Annotated in this window: 15 protein-coding genes; 7 read left to right on the top strand and 8 right to left on the bottom strand. The window is 55.8% G+C overall.

From position 1 onward, the window contains the following. Positions 1–8 precede the first annotated feature (8 nt). Both ACQQ2Q_RS15560 and ACQQ2Q_RS15555 read right to left on the bottom strand, forming a co-directional pair. Positions 9–725 carry a response regulator gene (locus tag ACQQ2Q_RS15560; RefSeq protein WP_428188301.1) on the bottom strand — a complete coding sequence of 239 codons (717 nt, stop codon included), beginning with the start codon at positions 723–725 and terminating at the stop codon, positions 9–11. Positions 726–727: 2 nt separating this feature from the next. Continuing rightward, positions 728–1960 (bottom strand): GAF domain-containing sensor histidine kinase, encoded by a 1233-nt coding sequence (locus ACQQ2Q_RS15555; protein WP_428188028.1) that lies wholly within the window; start codon positions 1958–1960, stop codon positions 728–730. Positions 1961–2207: 247 nt separating this feature from the next. Between ACQQ2Q_RS15555 and ACQQ2Q_RS15550 the strand changes: the two genes are divergently transcribed. The 6 genes from ACQQ2Q_RS15550 (at position 2208) to ACQQ2Q_RS15525 (ending at position 8864) form a co-directional block, all read left to right on the top strand. Continuing rightward, positions 2208–3224 (top strand): ABC transporter substrate-binding protein, encoded by a 1017-nt coding sequence (locus tag ACQQ2Q_RS15550; protein ID WP_428188027.1) that lies wholly within the window; start codon positions 2208–2210, stop codon positions 3222–3224. Between the two features lie 94 nt (positions 3225–3318). Further along, positions 3319–4782, top strand: a complete 1464-nt coding sequence (locus ACQQ2Q_RS15545) for a sugar ABC transporter ATP-binding protein (RefSeq protein WP_428188026.1) — start codon at positions 3319–3321, stop codon at positions 4780–4782. Further along, positions 4779–5720, top strand: coding sequence for an ABC transporter permease (locus ACQQ2Q_RS15540; protein WP_428188025.1), 942 nt, complete (start codon positions 4779–4781; stop codon positions 5718–5720). The genes ACQQ2Q_RS15545 and ACQQ2Q_RS15540 overlap by 4 nt, the downstream gene beginning before the upstream one ends. After that, positions 5717–6664 carry an ABC transporter permease gene (locus tag ACQQ2Q_RS15535; protein ID WP_428188024.1) on the top strand — a complete coding sequence of 316 codons (948 nt, stop codon included), beginning with the start codon at positions 5717–5719 and terminating at the stop codon, positions 6662–6664. Before ACQQ2Q_RS15540 ends, ACQQ2Q_RS15535 begins: the two co-directional genes overlap by 4 nt. 26 nt (positions 6665–6690) lie before the next feature. Further along, on the top strand, positions 6691–7608 hold the full coding sequence (locus tag ACQQ2Q_RS15530) for an SMP-30/gluconolactonase/LRE family protein (RefSeq protein ID WP_428188023.1): 918 nt from the start codon (positions 6691–6693) through the stop codon (positions 7606–7608). Between the two features lie 170 nt (positions 7609–7778). After that, the gene (locus tag ACQQ2Q_RS15525; protein ID WP_428188022.1) at positions 7779–8864 is read left to right on the top strand and encodes an ABC transporter ATP-binding protein; all 1086 of its coding nucleotides are present in this window, start codon (positions 7779–7781) and stop codon (positions 8862–8864) included. A 29-nt stretch (positions 8865–8893) separates the two neighbouring features. Here ACQQ2Q_RS15525 and ACQQ2Q_RS15520 read toward each other — a convergent pair whose 3' ends face one another. From ACQQ2Q_RS15520 to ACQQ2Q_RS15500, 5 genes are all read right to left on the bottom strand, one after another. Next, entirely contained in the window at positions 8894–9736 is an 843-nt protein-coding gene (locus ACQQ2Q_RS15520) for a carbohydrate ABC transporter permease (RefSeq protein WP_428188021.1), read from the bottom strand. After that, on the bottom strand, positions 9733–10617 hold the full coding sequence (locus tag ACQQ2Q_RS15515) for a carbohydrate ABC transporter permease (RefSeq protein ID WP_428188020.1): 885 nt from the start codon (positions 10615–10617) through the stop codon (positions 9733–9735). Before ACQQ2Q_RS15515 ends, ACQQ2Q_RS15520 begins: the two co-directional genes overlap by 4 nt. 96 nt (positions 10618–10713) lie before the next feature. Then, positions 10714–11988, bottom strand: coding sequence for an extracellular solute-binding protein (locus tag ACQQ2Q_RS15510; RefSeq protein WP_428188019.1), 1275 nt, complete (start codon positions 11986–11988; stop codon positions 10714–10716). A gap of 152 nt (positions 11989–12140) precedes the next feature. Then, a complete protein-coding gene (locus ACQQ2Q_RS15505) occupies positions 12141–13649 on the bottom strand; it encodes an alpha-N-arabinofuranosidase (RefSeq protein WP_428188018.1) in 1509 nt (502 codons plus the stop codon). 101 nt (positions 13650–13750) lie between these two features. Next, positions 13751–14674, bottom strand: coding sequence for an ArsR/SmtB family transcription factor (locus ACQQ2Q_RS15500; RefSeq protein ID WP_428188017.1), 924 nt, complete (start codon positions 14672–14674; stop codon positions 13751–13753). Between the two features lie 413 nt (positions 14675–15087). On the opposite strand from ACQQ2Q_RS15500, the gene ACQQ2Q_RS15495 reads away from it, so the two are divergent. Next, on the top strand, positions 15088–15810 hold the full coding sequence (locus tag ACQQ2Q_RS15495) for a 4'-phosphopantetheinyl transferase family protein (protein WP_428188016.1): 723 nt from the start codon (positions 15088–15090) through the stop codon (positions 15808–15810). Here the strand turns inward: ACQQ2Q_RS15495 and ACQQ2Q_RS15490 are convergent. Further along, positions 15807–17420: a glucosamine inositolphosphorylceramide transferase family protein gene (locus ACQQ2Q_RS15490; RefSeq protein ID WP_428188015.1), complete on the bottom strand. Its 1614-nt coding sequence runs from the start codon at positions 17418–17420 to the stop codon at positions 15807–15809. The two genes, ACQQ2Q_RS15495 and ACQQ2Q_RS15490, sit on opposite strands and share 4 nt — an antisense overlap.

Below are 17420 nucleotides of genomic sequence, written 5' to 3'. Positions count from 1 at the left end.
GGTGACACTCAATCCTTGAGACTGTCGCGTAGCTCGCGTTCTGCACGTTCAAGGGCACTTGCATTCAACACCTTGCTCAGAAGAGCAATTGTCACCGCACGCATGCGCAGATTGTACCACCCGCTGGTCTGTTCGGTTGATGGCTGATAGACGTCGAGCTTTTCATAAAGGGTTTGCAGGCGGTTCTGCACACTGCGTAGCGACAGTTTCTTGCGCTGAGCTATCGCCTTGTCTGTGAGACCCAGCGCCAGATCGACGAGAATCTCGTATTCGGCATCACTTAAACCATGGGCATTGCCCAGGCTCTTTTGTTGTATGCCGCGAACTTCCCTGTCGATAACGCATTGGGATTCAATGAAGACGCTTCTCAGCGCAAGCCGCAACCGCTCATCCGAAGTCGATTTCAGCACATAGCCATAGGTCGCGCCTTCCGGAACGATACGCGACACACCGCGCACATAGGCTTCGTCGGCATAGTTGGACCAGAACAGGATCTTGGTGTCAGGCCTCTCCCGCCAGATGGTGCGCGCCGCCTCGATGCCGTTTCTCTCGCTCATCTGCAGATCCATCACGACATTGACGGAGCGCGACTGGCGGGCCTGAACTTCACCCCCTCGACCATTCTCAGCTTCGAGAACTGTTGAGCATTCGGGAAGGGCTGCACGCACTGCCTCGTTGAGATAGGAGCGGTGCAATGGGTCGTCTTCGACGATCAATACATCCATCATCAGATCTCCTGAACTTTCATTTTGATTTGCGGCAGCGTTATACTCACGACTGTGCCACCGCCCTTCGGATGGCATCCGATCTCGAAACTTGCAGAGATCAGACGCGCTCTGGTTTTCATATTGTCGATGCCATGGCTTGTGAGTTCATTCGGATTGGCGATCCCGACACCGTCGTCGATTACTTGAAAGATCAGACGTTCGTTTTCACTGCGGCACTTTACGGTAATGGTCTGCGGCTGTCCGTGACGGATGGCATTATTGACCGCTTCCTGAACGACGCGGAAGATCGCGATTGTCACAGGCTGATCCAGGCCTTCTATTTGAGCGCTGCTCTCGTTGATGAGCCGCCAGGTGATCGCCTGACCGCTCTCCCCGATCGAGCGTTCGAGATGATTTTCGATGGCTTCAGCGAGACCGAAGAGCTGCAAGACCGATGGCTTTGCCTCTTCGATGATTTGTCTCAGATCGTGCATGCAATGCTGCAACGTACGGAAAAGCGGCTCCAATGTCTCCCCGGGCACTTCTGGCTGGGAGGCCAGTCGCTCCATTCGGCGCGCAAGCCTTGTAAGATCGGCAAGCGTCTGATCGTGAAGGTCCATACCGATCCGCTGGCGTTCGGCCTCCAGTGCTTCGGTCAGCTTGAGCGCGCCGAGTCTCAGTCCCTCTTCACGCGCCCTGGCCTGCGCTTCGACGATGGCAGATTGCTTGGCTTGCTCGGCTGCCCGCAACGCGAAAAAATAGGGCGCAAGCAGATCGGCAATCGAACGCGCTCGCGAAATATCTTCCATGGTATAAAGAGCGGACTGGAAGCTGGAACAGCTCAAGGCCCCGATGATATCGCCTTGCACCTTCAGCGGCACATGAAGGCGACTTTTCAGGCCCAGTTCAATGATCGGGCTCGAAAAGGCGCCGTCGAAGTGAAATCTTGGATCGGTGCAGGCATTGTCGGTAAGTAGATAATCGACCTCACCCGTCAATACCGTACGGATAGGACTTCCCGACAGAAGCGCAGGCGGCTGCAGGCTCCAGGCGCTTTCCGGACCGCTTTCATAGGCATTGTGGTACTTGCCATCCACCCTCTTGATGCAAACATCGAGGTGGTCATGCGGAATGATATGGCTGATCTCGGCTGCAACGGCCTGAATGATCGAGTGGAACTCGAGTTGGCCGGCCAGCAGTCGCGAAATACCGAGATAGTGATCGAAAAGTGTATTCTGTTCCGGATTGAGCACGAGCGGACCTCCTCCCAGTCCTTCATTGCGCAATTAAGCGCTTCATTTTCGATACTGTCTTGCGGGAACCCGCATATTTTGCGCGCAAGACCGCAAACCGGTTGCTTGAATGCGCCTATACAATCCCAGTTTTCTTCTCCATCCTTTCGCAATCGAGCACAAGACGCTCGTTGAATGAGCATCTCCGGATGAACCGTTGAGGAGCGGAATCGGGGAAGCATCTCTTGGGAGCTTTAGGGAGGAAATCATGACTATTTCTAAGATGCTGATCGCATCTGTTGCTGTCGCGTGCATCGCCGGGCCTGTCACAGCCCTTGCGGACACCTCCGGCAAGAAGATTGCTCTGTCCAATAATTATGCTGGTAATTCCTGGCGCCAGGCTATGCTGACGAGCTGGGATACAATTACCAAGAAAGCAGTCGCCGACGGCGTTGTCGCCGCAGCCGACCCATACACCACCGCAGAAAATCAGGCGACCGAGCAGGCTGCCCAGATCCAGAACATGATCCTGCAGGGCTATGATGCGATCGTTATCGACGCGGCTTCGCCGACAGCATTGAACGGTGCCGTCAAGGAAGCCTGCGATGCGGGCATTATCGTTGTGTCTTTCGACGGCATCGTCACCGAACCTTGCGCCTGGCGCATTGCGGTGGACTTCAAGGCCATGGGTGAAAGCCAGCTTGACTATCTCGCAAAGAAGATCCCCGACGGCGGTAATCTCCTGGAAATTCGCGGGCTTGCCGGTGTCTCGGTTGACGACGAGATCCATGCGGGTATCGAAGCGGGTGTGAAGAAGTACCCGCAGTTCAAGATTGCCGGCTCGGTCAATGGTGACTGGGCGCAGGATGTTGCCCAGCGTGCCGTTGCTGGCATTCTGCCGAGCCTTCCAGAGATCGCAGGCGTTGTGACCCAGGGCGGTGATGGTTATGGCGCAGCACAGGCCTTTGCCGCCGCTGATCGGCCAACCCCCACGATCGTTCTCGGCAACCGCGACGACGAACTGCGTTGGTGGAAAGAGCAGAAGGACGCCAATGGCTATGAGACCATGTCGGTTTCGATTGCCCCCGGCGTTTCGACGCTCGCCTTCTGGGTTGCCCAGCAAATCCTCGATGGCAAGGATGTGAAGAAGGACCTCACCGTTCCATTCCTGCGTATCGATCAGGACAATCTTGAGGAAAATCTCGCCAACACCCAGAAGGGTGGCGTGGCGAATGTGGATTACACGCTCGAAGACACCCAAAAGGTCATCGACGCGGCGAAATAAGCCCACACCTCCCGACCGGGACGCCACGCCTCTTTGAGGATGGCGCCCCGGATTCCAATCTCGCCCCCACCAGAAATGTCGATGATGATCCTTCATGAGTGAACTGACAGGAAAACAAGAGGTCGTGGCCGCACGCGGCGTCAAGATGGCCTTCGGCGCAGTCAAGGCACTGGACGGCGCCGATCTCGTCATCGTGGCCGGCGAATGCGTTGGTCTGGTCGGTCACAACGGTGCCGGCAAATCAACGATCGTCAATGTCATCAATGGCGGTCTGGCTCCGCATGAAGGGTCCGTGACCTTCGGTGGCAAAAGCGGCACGCATAACATTGCCACAGCACGTGCGAACGGCATTCGGTGTGTCTTTCAGGAACTGTCGCTCTGCCCCAATCTTTCCGTCGCCGAAAACGCACGGGTCATGCATAGCGACCTGACCGGCTGGAACTGGCGCTCAAAGGCGCTTTCCCTCATTGAAACAAAGCTGGGCGAGATCTTTCCGGGCCACGGCATCGATTGTGGAAACACGGTTGAAGATCTGTCCATTGCCGAGCGGCAGATGGTGGAAATCGCCATCAGCTTTGCCGGCGCGAGCGCGCGACCAAAGCTGGTGATCCTCGACGAACCAACCTCTTCGCTCGATGCGGGGCTCGCTGCACAGTTGATGGCTTATATCAGGCGCTTTGTCAGCCAGGGCGGCTCAGTCTTGCTGATCTCTCATATCCTTGGCGAGATACTCACCACCTCTGACCGAATTGTCGTGATGAAGGACGGTAAGGTGGTCACCGACCGTCCCGCCTCCGAATTTACCAGCCGCACCCTCGTTGAAACCATGGGCAGCGTTGTGCACGAGCAGGACTGGCAAAGGGCGGATATCGACAGAAGTGGAGCGCCGGCTCTCTCCATGCCACCGCGCCAGGGCGACGGTCTCGCCTTTGAGGCACATCGCGGTGAAATCATCGGATTTGCAGGTCTGGGAGGGCACGGACAGACCGAAGCTCTGCTGGATCTCTATCTCGCCTATAACGGCAATTGGCTGCCATCCAAAGGCCATGGTATTGCTTTCGTGGCAGGAGATCGCAGCCTCAACGGCACATTTCCGCTCTGGAGCATCCTCAAGAACTTGAGCATCGGCTCGCTCGGAGGCCTCTCAAGCCGGGGACTGATCGATCATGGCCAGGAAGGTGAACTCGGAGAACGTTGGAAAAAACGCATAGAGATCCGTACCCCGGATATGGGAAACCGTATTCTCTCTCTATCGGGCGGGAACCAGCAGAAAGTTCTGTTTGCACGCGCTCTGGCAACAACCGCGAGCATTGTCCTGATGGACGATCCGATGCGAGGTGTCGATGTGGGCACCAAGCAAGAGGTCTATGCCATCCTGCGGGCCGAAGCCGCTGCCGGCCGTACATTCATATGGTATTCGACGGAAATGGATGAGATCTGCCTGTGCGACCGCGTCTATGTGTTTCGCGATGGCGCTATTGCCGCCGAACTGGTTGGCGAGGAGATCTCGGAAACCAATGTTCTTGCCTCATCCTTCAGCGGGAGTGATGCCGCATGAAACTGTCTTCCAGCACCGTCAGGCTTCTGATCCCGGCACTGTCGCTTGCCGTTCTTCTGGCAGCCGTCTTTTATATGCAGCCGCGTGCCATGAGTTATATCGGGCTCAATCTGCTCTTCAATCTCGCCGTGCCGATTGCACTCGCGACCATCGCGCAGATGCTGATCATGTCGGTCAATGATCTCGATCTTTCTATGGGTGCCTTTGTCAGCTTTGCTGCCTGTGTGGCCGCAACATATCTCCAGTCTTCGCCGACGCTCGGTATTCTGATCCTTGTCGGCGCCATTGCTATCTACGCAATCATGGGTGTGGTGATCTTCGTCCGCGACTTGCCGTCCATTGTCGTCACGCTCGGTATGAGCTTTGTGTGGGGCGGCCTTGCTGTGTTGCTGCTGCCATCACCGGGCGGTGCAGCCCCTGAGTGGGCGCGCTGGCTCATGACCTCGAAACCGCCTTTCGTTCCGATGGCGATTATTGCCAGTGTCGTGATCGCTCTGGTGACCCATTTCGTTGTGATGCGGTCATCCTTCGGCGTGCTGATCCGCGGTGTCGGCGGCAACTTCCGCTCGGTCGAGCGGGCCGGCTGGTCCGTGATCGGGCTTCGTGCCGGTGCCTATGCGCTGGCCGGCTTCTTTGCCATCCTGTCGGGTATCGCTTTGGTCGGACTGACCACGGCTGCAGATGCCAATATCGCACTTCGCTACACATTGCTGTCGATTGCGGGCGTCATTCTGGGCGGAGGCGAGTTTGTCGGCGGACGTGTCTCGCCCATCGGTGCCGTGATCGGCGCATTGACGCTGACATTGGCCGGCTCCTTCCTGTCCTTCATGCGCATTTCGCCGGACTGGCAGATCGGCGCGCAGGGCGCAATCCTGATCCTTGTACTGGCCTTGCGTCTCTTCCTCAATCGACTTGAAAAGCGGGAGAAGGGCCGATGAGCGCGCTTCGCATCCTCTCGTCCAAAACGTGGATCTGGTCCTTTGCCGCCACGTTGATCATCTGGATCATCACGGTGCTCTTCACCGGCGGCGCGAGTTCCTTGAGCCTTTCTCACGCGGCGCTCACCTTTGCTGCATTTTCAGTGATCGTCGGCGTCGGACAGATGTTCGTCATCACGCTCGGGCCTGGCAATATCGATCTATCCGTTCCAGCCACCATGACGCTTTCGGGCACGCTCGCGCTGAAGCTGATGAATGGTGCAGACGGCATGATTATCGCCGGTCTGCTGGCGTCCCTCGGCGTTGGCTTTGTGGTCGGTCTTTGCAATTACGCACTGATCAAGCTTTTGCGCATACCACCCATCATTGCCACGCTGTCGATGAGCTTTATTATTCAATCGACGGCGATTTGGTCCAATCGTGGTCTACGCATCAAGCCGCCGCAGATGCTGGCAGACTTCACGACATCCAGCCTGTTCGGTATCCCCAATGTTGCCCTGGTGGCGCTTGTGGTGTCCATCGCGGCCTGGGTCATGCTGGAAAAAAGCATTTATGGCCGCTGGATCTCCGCAATCGGGCAAAGCATGTTTGCCGCCCGCATGACCGGCATTCCCGTCGATGGCGCACGGCTCGTCACCTATATCGCCTGCGCGGTGCTGGCGTCTATCAGCGGTTATCTGCTGGCAAGCTTTTCCGGTGGTGCGGCGCTCAACATGGGTGCAGAATATCTGCTGATGTCGATTGCCGTTGTCGTCATCGGGGGAACGGCAGTGGCTGGCGGTAACTCCAACATACCCGGTATCTGGGGCGCATCGCTCTTCATGTTCCTGGTGGTCTCGATGCTCAACACCTACGGGTTTGGAGCCGGCGTTCGCCTGATCCTGACCGGACTGATCATCATCGCCGTGATCCTGCTGGCCGGCGGGCGCAAGGCGATACGGTGAAACTTACAACGACAATGGACAAGATCATGCCACAGCAAACCTCCATCTATGAAATCCACGACGACCGCTTTCGGCAGTTGACGGTGGCGAGTGCTGGGCTGGAGGAACTGTATTGCGGATGCCGATGGGCTGAGGGGCCGGTCTGGTTCGCAGATCTCAATTGCCTGATCTTCAGCGATATCCCGAATCAGCGCATGTTGCGGTGGGTGCCGGACGGAGAGGTTTCCGTCTTTCGTTCGCAGTCCAACTTCGCCAATGGCAATACGCGCGACCGCGAGGGCCGTCTGGTCTCGTGCGAACATGGGAGCCGTCGCGTAACGCGCACGGAAATAGACGGCTCGCTGACGGTTCTGGCAGACAGCTTCGAAGGAAAGAAGCTCAACTCCCCCAATGACGTTGTGGTGCGTTCAGACGGAAGCGTGTGGTTTACAGATCCAACCTATGGCATTCTGTCGGACTATGAAGGCTATAGGGCTGAACCCGAACAGGCGACCCGTAACGTCTACAGGCTTGATCCCAAAACCGGAGAGCTGAGCGCGGTCGTCACCGATTTCGGCCAGCCCAACGGACTGGCCTTCTCGCCAGATGAAAGCAAGCTCTATATCGCCGATTCGTCATCGAGCCACGATGTCAACGCGCCCAGCCACATCCGCGTCTTCGATGTCGTGGACGGGACAACGCTGACCAATGATCGCGTTTTCTGCAACCTGGACAAGGGGCTTCCGGACGGCTTCAGAATGGATGTCCATGGAAACCTCTGGACCAGCGCCGGAGATGGCGTGCATTGCTTTTCACCGGAGGGTGAATTGCTGGGCAAGATCCTCGTCCCGCAAACGGTCGCCAACCTCACCTTCGGTGGCCCCCGCAAGAACCGGCTTTTCATTACAGCCACCAGATCGCTTTACTCGGTCTATCTCGCCACGAACGGGGCATCGCTGAGCTGATATTGCCGAACGTGGTGACACGGTCGCATTGATTGAGATCACGGCCATTACCTCTGAGGGTACTCTCCCCCTGTCCTGACACACGATCATCAGATACCAAATCCGTTTTCATATCTTGACTTACGATACATACCGGGAATGATGATGAAAAAGAATGGAGGAGGGCAACGATGGCGGAAATCCGTCTGGACAACGTATCCAAGAGTTTCGGGGCGGTCTCCGTCATCCGCGATATTTCACTGACCGTAAATTCTGGCGAGCTGATGGTTTTCCTCGGGCCTTCCGGTTCAGGAAAATCCACGTTGCTTCGCATGATAGCCGGTTTGGAGAGCATCGACAGTGGAACTTTGAAAATTGGCGGCGTACCAAGCGAAGGCTTGGCACCGGGTCAACGCGACGTCGCCATGGTGTTCCAGAACTACGCTCTCTACCCCCACATGAGCGTACGGGAGAACATGGCATTCGGGTTACGCAATATCGGTCTGGCCGAAGCCGAGATCGAGAGCCGGGTCAAGGATGCGGCACGCATGCTGGAGATGGATGAACTGCTGGCCCGTAGACCTTCCCAGCTATCCGGCGGACAAAGGCAACGGGTGGCGATCGGCCGTGCGATCGTCAAAGAACCTAAGGCGTTTCTTTTCGACGAACCCCTCTCGAACCTCGACGCCTCGCTAAGGGTCCGTACACGCGTCGAGCTGGCGCAACTTCACCAACGAATGAATGCCACGATGATCTACGTCACGCATGACCAGACCGAAGCGATGACACTGGCCGACAGAATTGTTGTGCTGAACCAGTGCAGGATCGAACAGATCGGCACGCCCATGGATGTCTACCTGAAACCCGCCTCGCGGTTTGTTGCCGGGTTCATCGGGAGCCCGGGTATGAATTTTCTGCCCGTAGAGGTTTTGGGAGGAGGGCGCACGCCGGTGCGTTTTGGCAACGGCTTCGAACTCGAAATCGACGCTCCCGTACCGAATCCGGGCCGCTTTGAATTGGGCATACGACCGGAAGCCGTACGCGTTGTCACCCAGAGCGACGGCCAGCAGCAAAACACCACCGAGGCCAAGATCGGCGTGGTCGAGCGCTTGGGCGAACGCACGCTTGCCTATTGTACGCTTGATAACGGATCGGAATTGATCGCCCAAGATAGCGGCGGCTCGGATATACGGCCCGGCGACCGTGTCCACATCGCCCTTGATCCGAATGCCGTTCACTTCTTTGACACCGACGGAAGGTCATACCAGCACCATTGACGTGATGCGGCGGATGACAAGACAAGGCCCTACCCCTTGATACCCGCCGAGAGCGTTATCGCCTCGGTGACGCGCCTTTGAAAGATCAGATAGGCAATTGCCACCGGCAATCCAGCCAGAACAGCGGCACTCAGTTCGCGCGCATAATAAACGCCGAAAGCATCGTTCACCTGCGTGATGCCGACAGTGATTGTCATCATATCCGTCCGGGTGACAGCCAGAAATGGCCAAAGGAAAGAATTCCACGACCAGATAAAGCAGACAATGGCGAGCGCCGTCGTGACACCCCAATTCATCGGAATATAAACACGCGTCAGAATCCGCCATTCCGAAGCGTTGTCCATGACAGCTGCTTCGCGGAAATCCTTCGGCACACCATCAAAAAACTGCTTGTAGACAATGATTATGACCGGATGGATGAGTTGGGGCAGCACGATGCCGGCCCAGCTATTGATAAGACCAAGATTGGCAACCAGCTCGAAATGGTTGACGATCAGCGTCTGCATTGGAACCATGAAGCTCGCGAGGATCAGCCACCACAGGACCTTGCGAAACGGAAAATCCAGTTGCGAGATGGCATAACCACACAGAAGCGAGGAAGAGACCGTCAATACGGTGACAGCGACGGCGGTCACGATGGAATTGAGGTACCACCGCCCGATCTCGGTTTCTGTCAACGCAAAGATGTAGTGTGAGAACGTCAACGTATCCGGCCATAATTCGATATACGGTCTGACGACCTCATCCTCCGGCTTCAATGAGGACACAACACCCCAGTAGAGCGGAAAGGCCCAGATCACAGCTGCTAGAACAGTCAGCAAGGTGATGACGAGACCGGCGCGGTTGAGGCGACGTAGGGTTTGGACTTTCATCTGTTGCGCGCCCCCGAAAGTCTCGTGAGCTGGAAATTCACCACCGCGACAATGATAACAATCAGGAAAAGCACCACCGCAGCCGCAGCTGCCCGCCCACCTTGGTCGGACTGAAATGCCCTGAGGAAGATGTAATAGACGAGAACGAGGTTGTCGTTTGGGCGCCCACCCTGCGAAAAAAGATAGACCTGATCAAAAATCTTGAGCTGCGAGATTAGCTGGATGGTCAGGACGAGCGCAGTGATCGGCCACATCAATGGCCAGGTTATGCGCCTGAACATCGTCCAGCGTCTGGCATTGTCTAGTTCCGCTGCCTCGTAAATCTCGGCAGGGATGGCCCTTAGTCCCGCCAGAAAAAGCAGAATCGAAAAGCCGGCGGTCCACCATATCGTGACGAGACCAACCGCCGGCATGAACCAGACGGTGGACTTGAAGACAGGAATGCGTTGCATACCCAACAGATCGAAAACATACATTGCAATCCCGAACTGAAAGTTCAGGGTCCAGTCCCAGATGAGATAGACGACAGAGACCGGCAGAATATAGGGCAGGAAGAAGACGGCCAATATTGCCGACTTCAGAGACCCCGTGAGGCGGTTGACGCCGAGGGCGATCGCATAGGCAATCATCGTGCCTGGAACGACCGTGAGCAACACGAAGTAGGCCGTATTCCACAAGGCGGTAGAAAATCGACGCTCTCCGACGAGACGCGTGTAGTTATCGAGCCCCACATAACTGCCGCCCCCGATCAGCGGCGCATCGGTGAGACTGACGCTGAACAGCTTGATCGCCGGATAGATGAAAACGAGTCCGTATATCGCGACAAACGGCGCGACAAGGACGAATGCAAACAGGGCCTCGCTACCTCTGTTCCTGAGCATGCTTTCCGAGACCTCCCGAAACGTGACAATAAGGCGGTCAATTGAACAGAAGGACGCCCGGGCAGGATTGCTCGCACCCGGGCATACTACCTAAAATCAGAGCTCGTCCAAGCCGATCTTGATCTCCTCGACGGCTTCAGAGGCGTCCATTTCACCGTTGAGTGTCGGTACAAAATAGGTCGACATGACATCGAAGACCGGTCCCGCGATACCAGCGAGCGGGGTCTTGGGATCGAAGATCATGTTCGCTGTCAGCGATGAGTAGGTGGCATTGGGCTCCATGGCCTTGTACTCGGCGGAATTGGTAATCGGGCCGTAGGCGGGGATGTGGCCGGCGGTGGCCCATAGCAGTGAATTTTTCGAAATCCAGCTTATGATTTCCAGCACGGCAGCGCGCTTTTCGGGCGTCATATCCCTGCCCTTGTTGTCAGGAATCGCAAAGGCGTGACTGTCGGCATAGGTGGAAGGATGGTCGAAGATGACTGGCAATTCTACCGCACCCCATTCAAACAGCTTTCCCTCCTTGTTCAGGTCCGTCATCGTTGGCACTTCCCAAACGCCGTTGATCATCATGGCCGCCTCTCCCGAGGTAAAAAGAGCGACCGTGGCCGGGTAGTCTGTGTAGGTGGATTGCAGACCTTCTTTGGTCCACTCCTGCAGGACCGACAAGGCGTTCTCAAGCTTTTGGGCATTGTCACCAGCGAGGAACTCGCCGTCCGTCATCAGTTCACCGTCCTGCTGCCCCATCAAGGAATAGACGGTCCGGAACATGAAATTGCCGTCGGCCGTCACAGAACCCAGAGGGAACTTCACGCCTGCATCCTTCAGCGCTTTCAGCGTGGCTGTGAAATTGTCCCGCGAATCCAAGCCCTTTGGCTTTCCGTTCTCGTCAAGCAGGCCGGCTTTGGCGAGCAAATCCTTATTGTAGTAAAGAACAATCGGATGCGTATCGAGCGGGACGGCATACTGCTTGCCATCGACTGTGACGGCATCCCAAGTGGCTGGCGCATAATCTTCCTGCTTCAACCCCATGGTACTCCAGTCGTCTGCAGTCACTTCCTGCAGGATGCCCTGTTTGACACCCAGGGGAATGCGGCTGGCATGATACGTCATGATATCAGGACCTTCGCCAACGGCGGCTGAGGTCTGGACTTTCGAATAGAATGGAATTCCCCATTCAAGAGTGGTCGCGTCTATCTTGATCTCACCTTGATGTGCCGCGTTAAAATCGGCAATCATCTGCTTCATCCGCACACCATCACCGCCGGCGAGGAAATCCCACCAGACAACCGTTTCCTGAGCATGAGCTGCGGAGGTCATCAACCCCGTGGCCACGACGAGTGCTTTCGTAAATCTGTACCAATTCGGCATGTCTTTCTCCTCCCTGAAGACGGGTGGTCTCCCAGCCACCCGATGATTGCACCGACGGCGCCCCGGCCCCCTCATCTGGGCAAGAGACGCTGCAACAACTTGACTTTTCCACCGTTGGCCAGCTCACAAATTCACATGAGCATGACATTTCACTAAAGTGTAATTCTAATCATCGAATAGGAATAGGGCGGCACCGATAGCCGCACGGTATTCCCTTCAAGCGTAGCATCGTTCGTCTGATGCGGCTTGACGTTGTCAGGATTTTCCTTCGTGTTGCGCGCTTCAAGATCATCATGCTTGATCAGCGTGTGCTCGACACTTTTGACCGAGCCGAAGCGCTCAACTGCTAGAGCAATGTCCATATGCTCCTGTCCATGGCGGTTGATCGCGAAAAAGGTCAGCGTTCCTGCGTCAGCGTCGTGAGTGCCCGCGATGTCAAGATAGGAGACGTCATCGGCGACACCGGATGTGTAGCTCTTGCAGTCAACATCCAGCTGAAGTGCCGTGCCGCGACCATGACGCGAAGCAAGGTGGAACGGATGATAGATCGTCTGTCGCCAGGCTGCGCCACCCGGCTCAGTCATGATCGGCGCAATGACATTCACCAACTGTGCTATGCAGGCGATCCGGACGCGGTCTGAACGACGGATGAAAGTATTCAGGATGCAGCCAACCTGCAGTACGTCCTCGAAATTGTAGATGTCTTCCAGCAGCACCGGCGCGTGCGGCCAGTCCCACTCCTTCATCCGTTTCGCATCACTCTTGCGCTCGTGATACCAGACGTTCCACTCGTCGAAGGAAATCTTGACGTCCCGCTTCGAGCGCTTCTTACTCTTGACGAAGTCGATGACGCCGCCGACCGTGCCTATATAGCGGTCCAATTTCTCCGGAAGCGCCAGATATTCGGCCGTATTTTTCTCGTAGTTCTCGAAATACATATGCAGCGAGATATAGTCGACCTGGTCATAGGTCTCCTCCAGAACCGTGGCTTCCCATTGTGGATAGGTAGCCATTTCGGAATGGGAAGAGCCGCATACAACGAGTTCAAGCTTGTCATCGAATGCGCGCAACGCCTTGGCAGTCTCGTTAGCGAGATGGCCGTATTCGTGTGCACTCTTGTGTCCCACCTGCCAAGGACCGTCCATCTCGTTACCCAGGCACCAGAGCTTCACATCCCAGGGATCCGCACGGCCATTCTTGCGGCGCAGATCCGACCACTGGCTACCACCGGGATGATTGACATACTCGACAAAATTGCGGGCCTCATCGAGGCCTCGGGAACCCAGATTGACCGCGAGCATCATATCGGTGCCGGCGGCATCGGCCCATTCGGCGAATTCGTGAACGCCGACCTGATTGGATTCCGAGGTGCGCCAGGCAAGGTCCAGCCGCGTGGGTCGATTTCCCTTGGGGCCGATCCCGTCTTCCCAATTATAGGCGGAGACGAAGTTCCCGCCGGGATAGCGGCACACAGGCGTGTCGAGTTCCCGCACAAGATCGATCACATCGCGGCGCATACCATTCGGCAAAGCCGTCGGATGCTCAGGCTCATAAATACCCGTGTAAACGGCACGCCCCAGATGTTCCAGGAATGAGCCGTAAAGCCGCTTGTCGATCTCTCCAATTGAATAGCGCGCATGCGCAGTGACCCGAGCGTCCATGTTCCTCCCACAGATCTTAATATCCGTTTATCCGGTTTATATCCGTCTTTTTGGTATTTAGAACTGACATGGGTGGCGGCGTCAAGTGTTCTTAAGATTTTTCAGATCTGGATACGCAACACGATATCCTGGTCATAATTGCCGAAACCGCTTCCGAAGATATTAATGCCACCGGGATGCTCGGCATCCTCCTTGACGCCAACGCGCATACGGATCGACCGATGACGATCGAGTCCAAGATCATCGAGGGTGACCGCCGAAATTTTCACTCCGTCGACGAAGGAACCCTGCTCATTGATCCGCCAGTTTTTCAGCTTGCCGTATTGCGAACCGGCAAGCTTCCACCAGTCGGGGGTAAAGACCCCACGCTTGTCACCGAAGTCACCCGGGGAGGTCCATGTACCGACATCGACTTGATTGATTTCGAGAAAAATGTCGGAAGGCCAGTTTGCGGCGGTGCCGGGCACCTCCGAACTCAGTTCCATCGAAAACTCCAGCGCCCTGGGCTTGGCCTTCTTGAGCAAGGTATTGTTCGGAAACTGATATTCGACGTACCCCCTGGTAAACCAGAGCAGACCTGCCTTCATTCGGTCCGGATCGAGGAAGGTGTCCGGCACATCGAGAAGGCCGATAACGCCGTCACGGGAACAGAGGCCGCAAGGGCCCTTTACGTCAAACTGCGTATAGAGACCCAGCGGCATCGAGACCTCAATCATATTCTCTAGATGATCGGCCATCGGCTCGGCAAATGAAATCAGGATCTCTTGGAAAGCGGAGTGGCATAGCTTCTGGCTACCCTTTTTCGCTCTCTGACTTTCGGTATAGATCAACCCGCAATCCTCAAGGATCTTCAAATTGATCGACACGGTGGATTGCGGAAGCGCCAGTGCCTCAGCGATCTGGTTGACGTTTCTCGCCCCCTCAGTCCGCAGAAGCTTCAAGATGCCGATGCGAACCTCGCTTGCGAGGCCCTTCAGGAGATCCTGTCGCTCCACAGGATCGATTACCAGTACCTTACCCGTCATATACCTGCCCTTTGCCCCCGTTGCATTCATATCAGATTTTTCGATATGAATGCAACGGGGGCAGAACAGAAGCTTGAGGCTTTGGAAAGCCAGCAGACCTTTAGGATGGTCCAGCTCCCGATAGTGTTGCTTAATCCCGTGCTGATCCAATCCTATCGGAAATGTTCATTTCGGATTAAAGTTCGAAAAATTCTGGATTTCATCCTCGTCTGATCATTGGGCGCAGAGGGAATGGACCCGCCGCCTACGTATATGTTTGGCAACCACCGTGACCGATCAACATTCAAATATCCAAGATCAGAAGTTGCACACTCATTGTGCAGACCTTTACACCCTTCAAGAGGAAAGCACATTCAAGAGCCGACTTGCGTCCGCGCTTCAATTTACCACCCCCTTTTTGTCTTTGGTGAAGCATGGACACTGATCCCGCATCGGATGACGGCTCCATGATCGACATTTGGAACTGGTCACTCGACCATCCTGTGGGCGACGAAAATACCGCAGGGGCTATTCTCTCCGATGATGAGCGCGCGCGCGCGGCCCGTTTCATCCGGCCGCGGGATGCAAAACGCTTCCTCGCCGGCCGCGTGCAACTGCGCAATATTCTCGGACAGTATATCGGTGTGTCGCCATCGGAAATTATATTTTCCTATGGCATAAACGGCAAACCTGAACTTGTCTGGGAAGGCTCGACTGCGCTTCATTTCAACCTGAGCCACAGCGCTGGACAGGCAATCCTTGCGGTCTCACGCCGGTTTCATCTCGGTATCGATATCGAGGAAATTCGGCCAATATCCGAAGATGTCGCGGGCCACTTCTTTTCACCGGCTGAATATGCAGACCTGCAGGCGCTGCCTTTGGCCGACCAGATCTCCTCCTTTTATCGGTGCTGGACCCGCAAGGAGGCCTTTATCAAAGCGCATGGTGCTGGCCTGTCTCTTCCGCTTGAATGTTTCGATGTTTCGCTTGCGGACAACGCTGGCCAAACCTTGCTCCGGCGTCTTGATCCGCTGGTCGGCCGCGCGGAAGATTGGGCATTGCTCAATCTTGATGTCGACAAAAGTTTTTGCGGCGCCTTGGCAGCATTGACGTTTGGTGAAGACGTGGTGCTACGTTATCGTGATTTCTCCCTTTAGCCCTCAAACATCACATCAATGACGAAACGCCCTGCCGCCGCATCAAGATGATGGCACGCGACCTGTCCAGGGCCGAAATCCGGTGTGATGGTGCGTACGCAACGCTCACGATACGTCTCAAGGTCAAGGTGCTCAACCTCCATGATGTTCAAGGCATAACCATAGATTCCGTGCTCGTTGCGCTGGGATGGTCGGTAGAGCTTGCCCTCATGTTCGAACGGTCGCCCGCCATTGCGCGCCACAGTGCTGTCTATGACGACCGGATTATTCTTATGTGGCACGATCCGCTTGAGTTCCGGTCCGTCCACCTCAAAGACATGTAGTTCGCTACAGTGGTCTTCGTAGGCATGGAAATCGGACAGATTGGTGAATAACCACCACTTTCCATCGAAATGCGTGAGCGCGCTATCTGCGGGTGCGAACCCTTCAAGTCCGGTCGAGTAGAGCTCCCAGCCCAGCGGAAAGTCCACACAGCGCCAGACCTCCAGACGACGCGCTTGATGTGCTTCCGGGATCATGAACAACTGATCATCGTGACGGAATATGAAGGGGTAAGACAGGTGATGATCACACTCCAAGGCAATACCTAACCTCTCCAGCCTGTTGCCGACGAGTCGGCTTACCGCGATATGGGCTTTGGTCTCGCCCGGAGAAAAGGCTTCATAGAATATGTAGAGCTGTCCGCTATATTCTAGGAGGAACGGATCTGCGCGGAATTCGTCGTCTCCCGGAACGGCCGGCACGGCTTTGTGCGGATCAAAGTCATGCCCATATCCTTCTCCAACATAAAGCCGCCAGTCTGCAGGACCAGTGCCCAGCTTCAGCTTCACAGCCTCAACCGCACGGACAAAGAGGACTCTCGACAGGTTCATAGAATATAATGCCAACTGACATGCCGTCGGCGGCATTTCAGCGGGTTCTGCATTCGGTGCGTTCGCGACTGCATGCATACTACCGTTATTGGCCACCCGACGCAGTTCCCGCATAACCAATGTCACCGCACGCTCCTTGATGAAGTCGCCGTTTCTTATCGCGCTGAATTTTGTGTTGAATGCGGCACTGGCGAGAATTTCGCGCTGGCTGCTTTCCGGCCGACGCACCTCAATCCGCACCTTTGTCGTAGGCGTTTTTTCGATCGAGCCAGCATAACCAAACCAGTCCGCGACGGCATCAGCATGACGTGTGAACGAGAAGTGCCATTCGCCGTGACGCATCCGGCGGATTTCTGTGTCATCCAGCGCACCTCCAGCTAGGCACAGGACGAGGTCCAATTTGGGTTCATCTTTGCCGCGAAAAACCTTACAGAACGGCTCGAATGGAAGATCCGATAGATTAAAGTGCCTTGGTACATATTTCGGTTGTCGAGCAACGATTGCTCGCTCCATGGCGCTCACAAATCTGAACAATAAAGATGCTTTGGTCCGACCGTTCGAATACTGACATACAGGCACCGAGACCAGGCAAAAACGGTCATCTTCCAGGATGCGGTCGATTATCCTCAATTGCCAATTTTCCAATCGGTCTTGCCGATCAACCAAAACGGCGATGCGCAAAGCCGCCGCCACCGCGTGGCTAGCGTTGATGCCTACAGGCTTGGACGGGCCGACCAT

Origin of the sequence: Agrobacterium sp. ES01 (assembly GCF_050320885.1) — a bacterium.
GTDB lineage: Bacteria > Pseudomonadota > Alphaproteobacteria > Rhizobiales > Rhizobiaceae > Allorhizobium.
This window is presented reverse-complemented; position numbering and strand designations above follow the sequence as displayed.